Raw genomic sequence first — 14,241 nt, 5'->3', positions numbered from 1 at the left:
CCGTCTTTCTGTCAAAGAAGGGGCATGCAGTCATTGCGTGCCCTTCTCTTTTGCCTGATCACAGGCGTTCTTGCCGGGTGCGGCCACGCGCCGCCGGAACAGACGCATGACGCCTGTCTGATCCTCGAGGACAATCGCGCCTGGTGGCGCGACCTTCGCCAGAGCGAAGACCGCTGGGGCATTTCGCCGGGCATTCAGCTGGCTATTCTGAAACGCGAATCCTCATTCGATGCCAATGCGCGCCCTGCCCGGCAACGCTTATTGGGCTTCATTCCGGGCCGCCGCCCCTCATCCGCTTACGGATATGCCCAAGCCCTGGACGGCACATGGGACTGGTATCGCGAAGAGACCGGCCGGCGTTTCGCGGACCGGGATGATTTTGGCGATGCGGTCGATTTTATCGGTTGGTACGGACATATGAGCGGACGCCTGTCCGGCATCGCGGCAACGGATGCGCGCAGCCAATACCTCGCCTATCATCAGGGCCATACGGGCTATAATAATGGCAGCTACCGCAATATCAGCTGGCTCAATCGCGCCGCAGATCAGGTGGCCACGGATGCCGCCCGCTATGACAGCCAGATCTCGCACTGCCGCCGCCGGCTGAATCGGCGCTTCCTGGGAGTGTTCTAAATCTCCCCTTCTGTTTGCGACTCGGGCAATATCGCCGAATGAGCGCCAAACCTGAACAAGACGACCTGTTTTCTGCCCCGACGCCGCCGGCCAAAAAGCCGGCTGAAAGCGTTGACAACCAGCCCGCGGCAACGCCCTCCGGGAAGCCTGTCGCGATGTCATCGGACGGTCCGGCACCCAATCCGGGAGGGGCCGCTTATGATGCGGACTCGATCGAGGTGCTTGAAGGGCTGGAAGCCGTTCGCCGCCGGCCGGGCATGTATATTGGCGGCACGGATGAGCGCGCCCTGCATCATCTGTTTGCCGAAGTGCTCGACAACTCCATGGATGAAGTCGTCGCCAGCTGGGCTGACCGGATCGAAGTCCGCCTCGATGCCGACGGATTTGTCAACGTCACCGACAATGGACGCGGCATCCCCACAGGACCGCACCCGAAATTCAAGGATAAATCCGCTCTGGAAGTGGTCTTCACCACGCTCCATGCGGGCGGCAAGTTCTCCGACAAGTCCTATAAAACCGCAGGCGGCCTTCACGGAGTCGGCGCGGCCGTGGTCAATGCGCTTTCCGAGCGGCTGGAAGTGGAGGTCGCCCGCGAAAAAACGCTCTGGCGGCAGATTTTCGAGCGCGGGATACCTATCGGCAAGCTGGAGAAAGTCGGCGCGGCACCAAACCGGCGCGGCACAAGCGTCAGATTCAAACCCGATGATGATATTTTCCATGGCCGGGCCACGCTGAAACCAGCACGCCTGTTTGCCATGGCAAGGTCGAAAGCCTTCCTGCGCCGCGGCGTTGAAATCCGCTGGTCCTGCGATCCCGAACTGGTCGCCGGCACAGATACGCCAACACAGGCGGTTCTCAATTTCCCGGGCGGATTGTCAGACCGGTTGACGGAGATCGTCGGCAAGAAAAGTCAGGTGACGCAATCCCAGTTTGCCGGGCGTATCGAAAAGGAAGCCGGTCACGGTGCCGTCGAATGGGCTGTGAGCTGGTCGCTCGTCGGCTTTGGCGATGCGGACGGCTTTGTTCAGTCCTTCTGCAATACCGTGCCAACGCCTCAGGGTGGCTCGCATGAGCAGGGCTTGCGCAACGCGCTGACAAAGGGCCTGCGCGCCTATGCCGAACTGGCCGGAGTCAAGAAAGGCAATCTCATTACGCCGGAAGACGTGATGGGCGGCGCCGGTGCGCTGGTGTCTGTTTTTATTCACGATCCTGAATTCCAGGGGCAGACCAAGGATCGCCTTGCAACCGCAGAAGCGACCCGAATCGTCGAAAATTCCGTGCGCGACCGGTTTGATCACTGGCTTGGCGGCGCGCCGAAAGAAGCCGACATCCTCCTGTCCTGGGTCATCGAGCGCGCGGAAGACCGCATGCGCCGCCGCAAGGAAAAGCAGGTCAAGCGGCAAACCGCGTCGCGCCGTTTGCGCCTACCCGGCAAACTCGCCGACTGTTCCAGAGCCGGTTCTGACAATACCGAACTTTTCCTGGTCGAGGGCGATTCGGCTGGTGGCTCTGCCAAACAGGCGCGCGACCGGAAAACCCAGGCCATCCTGCCCCTGCGCGGGAAAATCCTGAATGTGGCATCGGCGACAGCTGACAAGATGGCGGCCAATCAGGAGATCAGCGATCTTCTTCTGGCGCTGGGCGTCCAGACCGGTGCGAAATTCAATCCGGACGATTTGCGCTATGAGCGCATTATCATCATGACCGACGCCGATGTGGACGGTGCGCACATTGCGGCTCTTCTGATAACCTTCTTCTATACGGCCATGCCGCGCCTGATCGAAGCGGGCCGCCTCTATCTGGCTCAACCGCCGCTCTATCGTCTGACGCAAGGCTCGAAGACGGTCTATGCCCGGGACGAAGCGCATCGCGAAACGCTTCTGAAAACGGAATTCAAGACCGGGGCAAAGGTTGATATCGGCCGCTTCAAGGGTCTGGGCGAAATGACGCCGGCGCAGCTGAAATCAACGACAATGGACCCGTCTGTACGCCAGATGGCACGCATTACGTTCGAGGCCTCGGGACGTCCGGCCTTTGCCGATCTGGTGGAGACACTGATGGGCAAGAAAGCGGAACTGCGCTTCCAGTATATTCAGGATCACGCGCCGCAATTTGCCGAAACCGAACTGGACGTTTGACTCAACGCCGCTGCACCCGTTTCAATGGCAATGCGCGTTCAAAGTATGAATTCAAAAAGGGGATGGAAAAATAATGTCACTGGACTGGAAGCGATGGACAGCTGTGCTGGCCACGGGATTATTGGCGGCCTGCTCGGGCGGTCAGGATAGCGGCGCCGGCAGTGCGGACGCGGATGATGACGCGGCGACAGACATCGTTCGCGTTGATCTCGATCCCTACCCCTCAACCTATTCACCCCCACAGGGCGAAACCACGCTGATTACCGGCGCGACCATTTTTGATGGCGCGGGCAACCAGATCGATAGTGGCGACATCCTGCTGGAAAATGGCCGGATTTCCGCCGTTGGACAGGGCCTGGAAGCGCCCGAAGGCGCGATTGTGATCAATGCGGAAGGCCGGTACATCACACCCGGCGTCATCGATATTCACTCCCATCTGGGCGATTATCCCTCGCCGCAAGTCGATGCACATTCTGACGGCAATGAACTGACGCAACCGAATACGTCCGAAGTCTGGGCTGAGCACTCGGTCTGGCCCCAGGACCCCGGATTTGCCCGGGCACTGGCGGGCGGCGTCACCACGCTTCACGTCCTGCCGGGCTCCGGCAATCTGTTCGGCGGTCGCGGCGTCACGCTTCGCAATGTCGCGGGCCGGACGGTGCAGGACATGAAATTCCCGGGCGCGCCTTACACATTGAAAATGGCGTGCGGTGAAAATCCGTCGCGCGTCTATGGCAACCGGAATACTTCTCCGGCGACGGATATGGGCAATATGGCCGGTTACCGTGCCAACTGGATCCGGGCAGCCGACTATCGCGACAGCTGGCATGAATACTGGGACGATCCCGAAAACAATTCTCCGCCGACCCGTGATCTCGAGCTCGAGACCATGATGGGGGTTCTGGAAGGCGAAATTCTGGTTCAGATGCACTGCTATCGTGCCGACCAGATGGCACAGATCATCGATCTCAGCCAGGAATTCGACTACCAGGTCACAACCTTCCACCACGCTGTGGAAGCCTATCAGATTCCCGACCTTCTCGCGGAAGCCGGCATTTGCGCTGCTGTCTGGGCAGACTGGGGCGGCTTCAAGATGGAAGCTTATGATACGATCCGCGAAAACCTCGCCCTCACCCACGCCAACGGCGCCTGCGCGATGATCCATTCGGATGATGCGCTGGGCATTCAAAGGCTCAATCAGGAGGTCGCGAAGGCTCTGTCCGATGGCCGTCGTATGGGACTTGAAATCTCCGATGCCGAGGCGGTCGCCTGGTTCACATCAAACCCCGCACAGGCATTGGGGATTGCTGATGAGACCGGCTCTCTGGAAGTGGGCAAGCGCGCCGATCTGGTAATCTGGTCGGCCCACCCCTTCTCCACCTACGCACAGGCGGATGAGGTCTTTATCGACGGTGCATTGATGTATGACCGCGCCAATGGCGTGCAACCGGTCAGCGATTTTGACCTCGGACAGATTGGTGAGGGAGACGACTGATGAGAACGCTCGTTACACTTCTCGCCGCCGGAGCGGCACTGACCAGCGCCGCGACGGCACAGGATCTCGCCATTTTGAATGGCCGGATCGTCACCAATACCGATCAGGGACAGATATCATCTGGCGGCGTATTGATCCGCGATGGCGTTATCGTCTCTGTGGGTGCCGATATCGAGGTGCCGGATGGCATCGAGACAATTGATGCCAATGGTGGCTGGATCACACCCGGCATTTTTGCGCCGTATACCCAGCTGGGCCTGATCGAAGTGGCACTCGAAGATGCCACAAATGATGCCTCGGCCTCGAGCAGCGATTTCTCTGTCGCGCTGGATGTCGCCGACAGTTTCAATCCGAATGGCACCTATCTCGCCACATCGCGGATGGAAGGCATCACCCGTTTTGCCGTCGTTCCGTCGACCGGTTCCAACCTGTTCGCGGGTCTGGGCGCTCTGGGGAATGCCAGCGGAGACATGGATGCCCTGTTCGAGACGCAAAGTTTCGTCTTTGCCGATCTCAGCCAGTCCGGTGCCGGTACAGCAGGCGGATCACGCTCTGCGGCCTGGGCCTATCTGGAAGCGGCATTCGGTGATGCCCGCGCCTATCCGGGCCGCTATGCGTCCGGTCATGGCGATGCGCTGAACCGCTATGACGCAGCGGCACTGGTCGATGTGGTCCGCGGACGTATTCCGCTCATCCTTGAAGTTGACCGGGCGACAGACATCCGAAGGGCGATCCGGTTCGCGGCGGAAAATGCCCCTCTGCGCCTCGTGATATCAGGCGGTGCCGAAGCGTGGATGGTGGCCGAGGAACTGGCCGCGTCGGGAATCCCGGTATTGATGGATCCCATGCGCAACCTGCCCTCCTCTTTCGATGCACTGGGCTCTACACTGGAATCAGCCGCGCGTCTCGATCAGGCCGGCGTTACGGTCGCCTACACAACGCAAACCGCAGACGGATATTTCAATGCCCGCCTGCTGCCGCAACATGCCGGTAACGCCGTGACCAATGGCGTTTCCTGGGATGCCGCTTTCCGGGCCATTACACTGACGCCGGCCGAAATCTATGGCGTGGGTGACCAGTATGGCGCTCTGGCTGCGGGTTATATGGCGGATGTGGTCGTCTGGGACGGTGATCCGCTGGAGGTGATGTCGGCCCCGACACACGTCATCATAGATGGCGAGGACACGGATTTGACGTCTCGTCAGACCCGCTTGCGGGATCGCTATACTGACATGGAAGACACAACGCCCTTTGGATATCGCGACTAAAGGGTCACACTGATTGACACAACCGGCGCCATTCGTATGGTGCCGCCAACTTTATGGACGGTCGCGTTTCTGTTTGAGGCGCGACCGTAACCCTTTTTGGACGGCTAGATACCTAATTCATGACATCCTTTTCGGACCTTGGCCTCGGCCAGAAACTACTCGATGCCCTAGATGCAGTTGGCTACAAAGCGCCAACCCCTATTCAGGCGGGCGCCATTCCACACGCATTGGCCGGCAAGGACGTTCTCGGCATTGCCCAGACCGGCACCGGAAAAACGGCATCCTTCACTCTGCCCCTGATCGAACGCCTGTCCAAGGGCCGCGCAAAGGCGCGTATGCCCCGCTCGCTGATTCTGTCACCGACGCGGGAACTGGCGGCCCAGATCGCCGAAAACTTTGACAATTACGCCAAGAATACAAAGCTGACGAAAGTCCTGCTGATCGGCGGCGTAGCCTTTGGCCCGCAGGAAGAAATCCTGAACAAGGGTGCCGATGTCGTGATCGCGACACCGGGCCGCCTGCTCGACCAGTTCGAGCGTGGCAAGGTTTTGCTGAACGGCGTCCAGATTCTGGTGATCGATGAAGCCGACCGGATGCTGGATATGGGCTTCATTCCGGACATCGAGCGCATTCTGAAAACCCTGCCTGCCAAACGCCAGACCCTATTTTTCTCGGCCACCATGCCGCCGGAAATCAAGTCACTGGTTGACCGTTTCATGCACGAACCGGAACGCGTCGAAGTCTCGCGTCAGGCCTCAACCGCCACAACCATCACCCAGCTTCAGGCGCGGGTAAAAGACAAAACGCCCGCCGCCAAGCGCGACATGCTCCGCAAGGCGCTTGATCGCGACGGCGTCAAGAACGGCATCATCTTCTGTAACCGCAAGCGCGATGTCGACATTGTCGCCCGCTCTCTGGTCAAGCATGGCCTGTCAGCCGCTCCGATTCACGGCGACCTCGATCAGTCTACACGCACCAAGACGCTGGATGACTTCAAGTCCGACAAGCTCCGCTTCCTTGTGGCCAGCGATGTCGCGGCCCGTGGCTTGGATATTCCGGCGGTGAGCCACGTCTTCAACTTTGATGTACCGCACAATGCCGAGGACTATGTCCACCGCATTGGCCGAACGGGCCGCGCGGGCCTTGCAGGCGAAGCGGTAACGATTGTGGGACCGGCAGACGAGAAAAATCTCGCAGCTGTCGAGAAAATGCTGGGCAAGAAAATCGAAGCGGTGGATTTTGGCAAATCAGGTCATTCCGCACCTGCCAAAGCCGCGCCGGCATCGCCTGCAGAGCCTGAAGCCGACGACGCAGAGGAAAAGCCAGCCGGCCGTTCCCGCCGAGGCCGCCGCCCCAGGAAAGATCAAACCGTTAGCGTCGAAGCAGACGCGCCCGCGAAAGCCGAACCGGTTTCCAACCGTGACAAGAACCATTCGGCCCCGAAGCCCGCGCAAAAGCCGGACAAGCCTGCGCCCCGGCGCGAACGGTCCGGACGAAACGCGCAACAGGATGGCGATCGGTTCAAAGGCTTTGGCAACGACGTGCCCGCTTTTTTCAACATCGAAGGCTGATTTCCCTTTGCTGTTTACCGCTTCTTTCCGTTTCTGATCCATATTTAATGCAACTCGAATCGCGATTCTGTCGCGCTTCACCGTGAAGCCGGATATCAAGGGGTTGGCCGTGAACGGACGATTGCAAGGACCAGAAGGTCGCACACTCGCGAAAGAAACGCTCGAAATGATGGAGCGGTATGACGTCGCGCCGACACCGGAAAACTATGCGGTGTTCTCCAGTTTCGCATCCGACTCCATCCCTGAACTGTGTGATGCCATGACGGCGCGCCTCGAAAAGGGCGAACCCTTCAATCAGACTTTCTGCGACCGGATGTATGACGAACACTTCGCCATCGCCAAAATCCAGGAAGCGGTTATGGCCAGCTCCGGCGCAATGGGCAAAGAACTGGCCCAGGTCCGCGAAACCCTGAAAGCGGCCGAACAGCACACGGCGGAATATGGCGAGACACTCGCCGGTGCCGAGGGCGCGTTCGACGAAAACGCCGATCCGTCACAGGTTCGCAGCGTGGTCCAGTCTCTGGTGGCGGCAACCAATCGGATGCAGGAACGGTCGCGCGAACTCGAGCGGCGCTTGCATGAGACGTCGAGCGAAGTGGTCAAGCTGCGCTCGAACCTCGAGCGGGTCCGCGAAGAATCCATGACCGACGCCCTCACCGGCATTGCCAACCGCAAGCGGTTTGACGAAATGCTGCGCAAGGGCCGCCGGTCTGCTGATTCAAACAATGAATCCATGTGCCTTATTCTTTGCGACATCGACCACTTCAAACGGTTCAACGATACCTGGGGCCATCAAACGGGCGATCAGATCATCCGCTTTGTTGCTGGCTGCATGACCCGTAATGCCGGCGACACGCATACGGTGGCGCGCTATGGCGGCGAGGAATTCGCGGTCGTGATGCCGAAATCCAGCCTGATGGAAGCCAATGCCGTTGCCGAGAAAATCCGCATGACGGTCGAAGGTAAACGCCTGCTGCGAAAATCAACGAGTGAAGATCTCGGGAATATCACAATCTCTCTGGGCGTTGCGACCTACCGGCATGGCGAAGCCATCGAAGAATTGATCGAACGCGCGGATGCCAATCTTTACAAATCGAAAAAGGCTGGCCGCAACCGCGTCACGACGGAAACGTCGAACAGCGTCAAGTCTGCCGCCTAGCGACAAAGAGAATTTCACTTTAGTCTGAGCCCCGGTAACCAGCCGGGGCTTTTTCCTTGACCAAACACTCCTCCTCCGAGACGCATTTTGTCTGGCGCGGACGCGACGTCACGCGGGTCGAGAACTTCTCCGACATTGTATTCGCCCTGTCGCTGACGCTGATTGTCGCGTCATCGGTTCCGACCACTTTCGATAATCTGATCAGCCTGTGGCGGGAGGCGATCGCAGTCGCGATGTGTTTCGCGCTCGTCCTTTTGATCTGGTCCAAGCACCACGCCTTTCATCGTCGCTATGGGCTAGATGATGGCCCGACAGTGCTCCTGAACGCCGTCGTGCTGTTTCTGATCATGATCTTCGCCTATCCGCTGAAATTCTTGGCGCTTTTCCTGGTGAATTTCTTCACCGGATACTACCGGTCCGGAGCGGAAATCGCCGCGGTGCTGCCGCTCGAACAGGTCCAGTGGTTTATCGTAATCTATGCGCTGGGATATGCAGCGGTCTTTGGCGTTTTTGCCCTGCTCTACGCGCATGCACTGAAACGCGCGGATGATCTGGAACTGAGCCCGGCAGAACGCATATTGACGCGACTGGAAGTTCATCAGGGGCTGGCCGCCATTGCCATTTCAGGCCTCGCTGCACTGACCGCCCTGCTCCTGCCGGATCAGTTCTCGCCCATGGGCGGCTGCGTCTATTTCCTGATCGGTCCAGTAATGATCTTTCTGACGCGGCGCGCCCGACAGCGGGCGGATGCGGTTCAGGCCGCGGCGGGTGGCTCTGTCGACTGATAGGACGGGCGTTCCGCCCATTTTTCATGAAAGGCCGTCAAACGATCGCGGCCGGTCCGCCATTCGCTCTCCGGATAGCGGAAATCGAGATAGCCAAGCGCAACAGCAATCGCCATTCCGCCCAGATCAAAGCCGCCGGCAAATTTGTCGGCTTCGGATTCCAGCAGGTCGAGCGAGCGGCGTATGCCGTTCTCCTGACGCTCGATCCAGAAGTCGAAACGCTTGTCCTCTGGACGCGTCATCTCCACGCGGCGGCCCACGGCGAGATCGAGAATGCCGTCGGCAATGGCCTGAAAGCGCAGAACCCGCCAGCGCGACGTCCCGGATTTCGGGATCCAGCGGTCTTCATTGAGGCTGTCGATGTATTCACAGATCAACGGACTGTCGACCAGAGAGGTCGCACCGTCGCGGATCAGCGCCGGGACCTTGCCCAGCGGATTGCTGGACAGCAAATCGTCGGGATCATCCAGCGGCAAGGCTTCCACTTCCTCGATCCGCGCGGTCAGGCCCTGTTCGCGGATCAGCATCCGGCACTTCCGCGCATAGGGGGAGGTTTCGGTCATCAGAAGTTTCAATGGACATCCCTCAACTCGGCGCAAGGCTCAGCTAACCTCCGCACATCCATCTACTTAATTCGAAACGGGCCCTGCGGCGAATGCCTTTTAACAGCATTCAAGCAGAGGTCTCTCAGGACGCCTGCTGGGCCGGAACGAGCGTGACACTTTCACCGCAGCCACAGGCATCGGTCTCGTTCGGATTGCGGAAAACGAATTTCGAGGAAATCGGCGTGACATCCCAATGAATTTCCGACCCGAGGAGAAACAGGAGCGATGTCGCATCCACGACGATGGTCACCCCCTTGTCCTCGACGATCTCGTCCAGCGGTTCAGGGGCCGTGATGTAGTCCATCACATATTCCATACCGGCGCAGCCGCCCTTCTTGACGCCCACGCGCAGATACCCCGCGCCGCGCGAGGCCATGATGTCCTTGACACGCGCGGCGGCAGTTTCGGAAATGGTGAGGGCCTGTTTCTGGGTCATTTTCATTTTGCCTATAGCATGTTCAGCGCAAGCCGCGCTTCATCGGTCATACGATCCGGCGTCCAGGGCGGTTCGAAGACGAGGTCGACCTTTACGCGCTCCACGCCTTTCACGGCCTGAGCCGCGTCGTGGACCCACATCGGCATTTCGCCGGCCACCGGGCAACCCGGGGCGGTCAGCGTCATGGTGATGTGCATGGTGCGGTCATCGTCGAGATCAACCTTGTAGATCAGACCCAGCTCGTAAATGTCGACCGGGATTTCCGGATCGAACACGGTTTTCATGGCCTCGACGACGTCTGCTGTGATCCGTTCCAGCTCGTCGGCCGGGATGCTGGACGGTGCAGAAGGCGCGGACGGCGCTTCCGTCACCGGGTCGGCATTCGGCCTGGCAGACAGGTCAATCATATCGCGGGCATTATCTGTCATATCAGTCATCTAGATGAGGAAGCTTTTCGCTTTTTTCAATGCCTCGAGAAAGGCATCGACTTCGTCGGTTGTGTTGTAAATGGCGAAACTGGCGCGCACAGTGGAGTCGACTCCAAAGCGGCGCATCAGCGGTTGGGCACAGTGATGGCCGGCGCGTACGGCGACGCCATACTTGTCCAGCAATTGCGCCAAATCGTGGGCGTGAGCCCCCTCCATGGCGAAAGACAGGATCGCGCCCTTGTCCTGCGCTGTGCCGATAAGCTTTACGCCGTCCATGGCGGCGACGCCGCGGGTGGCGCGGTCGAGCAAGGCGCGCTCATGCTCCATCACGGCGATGCGGTCAAAGCGGCCCACCCAGTCGATCGCAGCGCCCAGTCCGATCACATCAGCGATGGCGGGCGTTCCGGCCTCGAATTTGTGCGGGACATCCGCCCAGGTCGACCGGTCCTCATAGACATCGGCGATCATTTCACCGCCGCCCTGCCAGGGCGGCAGGCGATCCAGCCAGTCGCCGGACGCATACAACGCACCTGCGCCGGACGGACCATAAAGCTTGTGGCCGGTAAAGACGAAGAAATCACAGCCCAGCTCGGCGACATCGACCAGCATATGGACAGCGGACTGGGAGCCATCGAGCAGCACGGCCGCGCCATTGTCATGGGCCAGCTGCACGATACGGGCCGCATCATTTGCCGTGCCCAGCACGTTGGACATGTGCACCATGGCGACGAGCTTCGTTTTCGCGCTCATCAGCCCGGCCAGCGCGTCATAATCCAGCTCGCCGGTCTCCGTGACGGGGCACCATTTCACGACCGCGCCGCTGCGCTCTGCGGCCAGCTGCCAGGGAACGATGTTGGCGTGGTGCTCCATCTGGCTGATGATGATCTCGTCGCCTTCGCTCAGGGTTTGCCCGAAGGAATTGGCGACGAGATTGATGGCTTCGGTCGCTCCGCGGGTCAGGACGATCTGCTCAGCGCGGTCCGCACCCAGGAAGGATGCGATCTTGCCCCGTGCGCCTTCAAACGCCTCTGTGGCCTCATTGGCGAGCGTATGCAGGCCGCGATGCACATTGGCATAGGAATGGCGATAGACGTCGGCGACCGCCTCGATCACGGCTTCCGGCTTCTGGGCCGAGGCAGCATTGTCGAGATAGACCAGTGGCTTGCCATTGATCTCGCGCTTCAGGATCGGAAATTCCGACCGGATCGCCGCGATATCCAGCGCCTTTATGGGCGTGTGTGCGGTCATACTAGGTCCTTCAAGCGTTTCGACATCAGGCCGCGGATCGTCCCGGCCGTTTTTTCATGCGAGATTTCAGCGAGTGTTTCGTCGAGGAAGCTTTCCACCAGCAGGCGTCGGGCCTCGGCTTCCGGCAGGCCGCGCTGCTGCATGTAGAAGAGCGCCATTTCATCCAGCGTGCCGATGGCATTGCCATGCGCGCACTCGACATCATCGGCATAGATTTCCAGCTCGGGCTTGGCATCAATCTCGGATTTCTCGTCGATGATCATACCCTTGTGGGTCATTTTCGCGTCGGTTTTCTGGGCCGCCTGATCGACATGGATTTTGCCCTGGAAGACGCCATGACCCCCGCCATAGGCGATGCCCTTGGTCAGCTGGGACAGCGTACCGCCGGGCCCATGCATCTTGACCCGTGTAGTCAGGTCAGCGTGGGCGCCCTTTCCGACCAGATACGCGCCGTTCAGCGTCGCCTTGGCGCCCTTGCCAGCGGAATGCAGCTGGGTTTCGTGACGCACCAGCTTGCCGCCCTGGGTGACAACGGTCTGGATGAATTCACCGGTCTCGTGCAGCGTGACGCCGCTCGACAGGAGCAGAACGGATTTGGGCGCTTCATCAATAAGGATGACGCGTTCGACGCGCGCGCCCGGCCCGACCACATAATCTACGCCGATGGCGCTGAATGCCTGTTCCTCGGAAGAATAGTGTTCATGCACGCGGATATTATTGCCCGCCGCGCCGACAATGGAGGCGGCGGCCTGCGACACCCCGCGTGTGGCACGGAAATCGAGATCGAGCACGGTCAAATTCCGGGGCTCGAAATAGGTGACATTCATCACACCGGCGAAAGCCAGCAGATTGGCAAAGAAGTCCTGGCTGGCCGAGCGGCGCACTTCGGTCCACTCCGGATTGACCGACGACCGGAACTGAACCTTGCCATAGCCGGTTATGCCCTTGGTGGCCCGCGCCACATCCGACCATTTCCAGTCCTCATCGCGCTTTGTCGGCAAACCGTCCTTTTTCAGACGTTTCGCAAATTCACCGCGCCAGCCGGTAGCACCCTTGAACGGGGCTAATACCTGATCCAGCGTATTTGTCGGTTCCAGTACAGCCATCAGGCCGCCCTCACATATTTATCGTAGCCTTCGGCCTCCAGCTCCTTTGCGAGCTCCGGGCCGCCGGATGCCACGATCTTCCCGTCGCTCATCACATGGACGACGTCGGGGGCGATGTGATCCAGCAGGCGTTGATAGTGGGTAATGACCAGCATGCCGCGCTCCGGAGCGCGCAGGGCATTGACGCCATCGGAGACAACTTTCAGCGCGTCAATGTCCAGCCCGCTATCGGTTTCATCCAAAATGAGGAAACGCGGCTCCAGAACAGCGGCCTGCAGAATCTCCAAGCGTTTCTTTTCGCCGCCCGAGAAGCCGACATTCACAGGCCGCTTTAACATATCGCCAGAAATATTTAGAAGCTTTGCCTTTTCCCGGACATGCTTCATGAAATCGGGTGCGGACATTTCATCCTCTCCACGGGCGCGGCGCTGCGCGTTCAGCGCTTCCTTCATGAAGGTCAGGGTCGGCACGCCGGGGATTTCCACCGGATACTGGAAGGACAGGAAGAGGCCTTTGGCCGCCCGTTCTTCCGGCGCCATATCGGCGACATCCTCGCCATCGTAAATGATCGTGCCGTCCGTCACTTCATAGCCATTCCGGCCGGTCAGCACATAGGACAGGGTCGATTTGCCCGAGCCGTTCGGGCCCATAATGGCGTGCACCTCGCCCTTGGGCACGGACAGGTCCAAGCCTTTCAGGATCGGCTTGTCGTCACCGACAGTCGCGTGGAGGTTTGTGATCTCAAGCATTACTGATTATCCATTGCGAGGCCGCAATAGTGCGCCTCTCCTAAATCTTCGCCGCCATTTGTCAGGCGGCAATTGGGTCCGTCATCCTCGGTTTCTACGCCGTCATAGCTCAGTTCAATCGAGGCGAGATTCTCAAGCACGGTGCCGTCCATGCGGTAAAACTCGACATAGTGCGCAATCGCGCTGCCGCGCGCCGAGACCTTGAACATGCCGTCGCCAAGCGGGTCCACGCCATAGCCATTCAGCTCGTAGGACGTCCATTCAAAGCCGTATTCCGTGCCTATGGCGAGGCTGTAGGTCGTGTTGACGTTGCCGGTTTCCAGCGGAACGAGCAATTCTTCCATGCCGTCACCATTCAGATCGATCAGGCTGGGGTAGAAAAAGCTTTCCGTGGCATAGCTCATCGTCTGGGCCAGCATACCGTCGGCATATCGCACCGTCGCATCAATCATCTCACGGCGATCATCCAGCGGCGAGAATTCGAAGGTGAGGATAAAGGCGTGATCGCCCACTGTTTGCAGCGAGCAATTCTGGTGGGGCGTGCCGCTTTCCAGCTCGCTGCATGACGGCAGACCTGCGTCCTGCGCCATCAGCGCTGCCGCGAGTGCGAGTTCGATCAT

The 14,241-nt window shown here is 59.6% G+C and carries 14 protein-coding genes; 7 read left to right on the top strand and 7 right to left on the bottom strand.

Features of this window, described 5'->3' with window-relative positions; genetic code table 11:
• Positions 1–24: 24 nt before the first annotated feature.
• From HXX25_RS04175 to HXX25_RS04145, 7 genes are all read left to right on the top strand, one after another.
• Positions 25–633 carry a hypothetical protein gene (locus tag HXX25_RS04175; RefSeq protein WP_187167259.1) on the top strand — a complete coding sequence of 203 codons (609 nt, stop codon included), beginning with the start codon at positions 25–27 and terminating at the stop codon, positions 631–633.
• Between the two features lie 38 nt (positions 634–671).
• On the top strand, positions 672–2,771 hold the full coding sequence (parE, locus tag HXX25_RS04170) for a DNA topoisomerase IV subunit B (protein ID WP_187167258.1): 2,100 nt from the start codon (positions 672–674) through the stop codon (positions 2,769–2,771).
• Positions 2,772–2,844: 73 nt separating this feature from the next.
• Positions 2,845–4,266 carry an amidohydrolase gene (locus HXX25_RS04165; protein WP_187167257.1) on the top strand — a complete coding sequence of 474 codons (1,422 nt, stop codon included), beginning with the start codon at positions 2,845–2,847 and terminating at the stop codon, positions 4,264–4,266.
• Entirely contained in the window at positions 4,266–5,534 is a 1,269-nt protein-coding gene (locus HXX25_RS04160; RefSeq protein WP_187167256.1) for an amidohydrolase family protein, read from the top strand. Before HXX25_RS04165 ends, HXX25_RS04160 begins: the two co-directional genes overlap by 1 nt.
• Positions 5,535–5,653: 119 nt before the next feature.
• Positions 5,654–7,105: a DEAD/DEAH box helicase gene (locus tag HXX25_RS04155; RefSeq protein WP_187167255.1), complete on the top strand. Its 1,452-nt coding sequence runs from the start codon at positions 5,654–5,656 to the stop codon at positions 7,103–7,105.
• A 109-nt stretch (positions 7,106–7,214) separates the two neighbouring features.
• Positions 7,215–8,264, top strand: coding sequence for a GGDEF domain-containing protein (locus HXX25_RS04150; protein WP_187167254.1), 1,050 nt, complete (start codon positions 7,215–7,217; stop codon positions 8,262–8,264).
• Between the two features lie 56 nt (positions 8,265–8,320).
• Entirely contained in the window at positions 8,321–9,049 is a 729-nt protein-coding gene (locus tag HXX25_RS04145; RefSeq protein ID WP_187167253.1) for a TMEM175 family protein, read from the top strand.
• Here HXX25_RS04145 and HXX25_RS04140 read toward each other — a convergent pair.
• The 7 genes from HXX25_RS04140 to HXX25_RS04110 form a co-directional block, all read right to left on the bottom strand.
• Entirely contained in the window at positions 9,019–9,612 is a 594-nt protein-coding gene (locus tag HXX25_RS04140) for a glutathione S-transferase family protein (protein WP_233346871.1), read from the bottom strand. The two genes, HXX25_RS04145 and HXX25_RS04140, sit on opposite strands and share 31 nt — an antisense overlap.
• A gap of 124 nt (positions 9,613–9,736) precedes the next feature.
• Positions 9,737–10,090, bottom strand: a complete 354-nt coding sequence (locus tag HXX25_RS04135) for an iron-sulfur cluster assembly accessory protein (protein WP_233346869.1) — start codon at positions 10,088–10,090, stop codon at positions 9,737–9,739.
• A gap of 11 nt (positions 10,091–10,101) precedes the next feature.
• Positions 10,102–10,527 (bottom strand): SUF system Fe-S cluster assembly protein, encoded by a 426-nt coding sequence (locus HXX25_RS04130; RefSeq protein ID WP_187167250.1) that lies wholly within the window; start codon positions 10,525–10,527, stop codon positions 10,102–10,104.
• A complete protein-coding gene (locus HXX25_RS04125) occupies positions 10,528–11,766 on the bottom strand; it encodes an aminotransferase class V-fold PLP-dependent enzyme (protein ID WP_187167249.1) in 1,239 nt (412 codons plus the stop codon).
• The gene (locus tag HXX25_RS04120) at positions 11,763–12,872 is read right to left on the bottom strand and encodes a SufD family Fe-S cluster assembly protein (RefSeq protein WP_187167248.1); all 1,110 of its coding nucleotides are present in this window, start codon (positions 12,870–12,872) and stop codon (positions 11,763–11,765) included. The genes HXX25_RS04125 and HXX25_RS04120 overlap by 4 nt, the downstream gene beginning before the upstream one ends.
• Positions 12,872–13,621 carry a Fe-S cluster assembly ATPase SufC gene (gene sufC, locus HXX25_RS04115; RefSeq protein WP_187167247.1) on the bottom strand — a complete coding sequence of 250 codons (750 nt, stop codon included), beginning with the start codon at positions 13,619–13,621 and terminating at the stop codon, positions 12,872–12,874. The genes HXX25_RS04120 and sufC overlap by 1 nt, the downstream gene beginning before the upstream one ends.
• Complete coding sequence (locus HXX25_RS04110) at positions 13,621–14,241, bottom strand: hypothetical protein (RefSeq protein WP_187167246.1); 621 nt, start codon at positions 14,239–14,241, stop codon at positions 13,621–13,623. The genes sufC and HXX25_RS04110 overlap by 1 nt, the downstream gene beginning before the upstream one ends.

This window comes from Hyphobacterium sp. CCMP332 (genome assembly GCF_014323565.1).
GTDB lineage: Bacteria > Pseudomonadota > Alphaproteobacteria > Caulobacterales > Maricaulaceae > Hyphobacterium.
The sequence above is the reverse complement of the archived record's forward strand: the minus strand, read 5'-3'. Positions and strand labels throughout refer to the sequence as shown.

What these genes read in the sequence shown, in the direction of transcription:
- HXX25_RS04175 (WP_187167259.1), top strand. Translation starts at nt 25, where the DNA reads ATGCAGTCATTGCGTGCCCTTCTCTTTTGCCTGATCACAGGCGTTCTT.
- parE (WP_187167258.1), top strand. Translation starts at nt 672, where the DNA reads ATGAGCGCCAAACCTGAACAAGACGACCTGTTTTCTGCCCCGACGCCG.
- HXX25_RS04120 (WP_187167248.1), bottom strand. Translation starts at nt 12,872, where the DNA reads ATGGCTGTACTGGAACCGACAAATACGCTGGATCAGGTATTAGCCCCG.
- HXX25_RS04140 (WP_233346871.1), bottom strand. Translation starts at nt 9,612, where the DNA reads ATGACCGAAACCTCCCCCTATGCGCGGAAGTGCCGGATGCTGATCCGC.
- sufC (WP_187167247.1), bottom strand. Translation starts at nt 13,621, where the DNA reads ATGCTTGAGATCACAAACCTCCACGCGACTGTCGGTGACGACAAGCCG.
- HXX25_RS04135 (WP_233346869.1), bottom strand. Translation starts at nt 10,090, where the DNA reads ATGACCCAGAAACAGGCCCTCACCATTTCCGAAACTGCCGCCGCGCGT.
- HXX25_RS04130 (WP_187167250.1), bottom strand. Translation starts at nt 10,527, where the DNA reads ATGACTGATATGACAGATAATGCCCGCGATATGATTGACCTGTCTGCC.
- HXX25_RS04155 (WP_187167255.1), top strand. Translation starts at nt 5,654, where the DNA reads ATGACATCCTTTTCGGACCTTGGCCTCGGCCAGAAACTACTCGATGCC.
- HXX25_RS04165 (WP_187167257.1), top strand. Translation starts at nt 2,845, where the DNA reads ATGTCACTGGACTGGAAGCGATGGACAGCTGTGCTGGCCACGGGATTA.
- HXX25_RS04125 (WP_187167249.1), bottom strand. Translation starts at nt 11,766, where the DNA reads ATGACCGCACACACGCCCATAAAGGCGCTGGATATCGCGGCGATCCGG.
- HXX25_RS04110 (WP_187167246.1), bottom strand. Translation starts at nt 14,241, where the DNA reads ATGATCGAACTCGCACTCGCGGCAGCGCTGATGGCGCAGGACGCAGGT.
- HXX25_RS04160 (WP_187167256.1), top strand. Translation starts at nt 4,266, where the DNA reads ATGAGAACGCTCGTTACACTTCTCGCCGCCGGAGCGGCACTGACCAGC.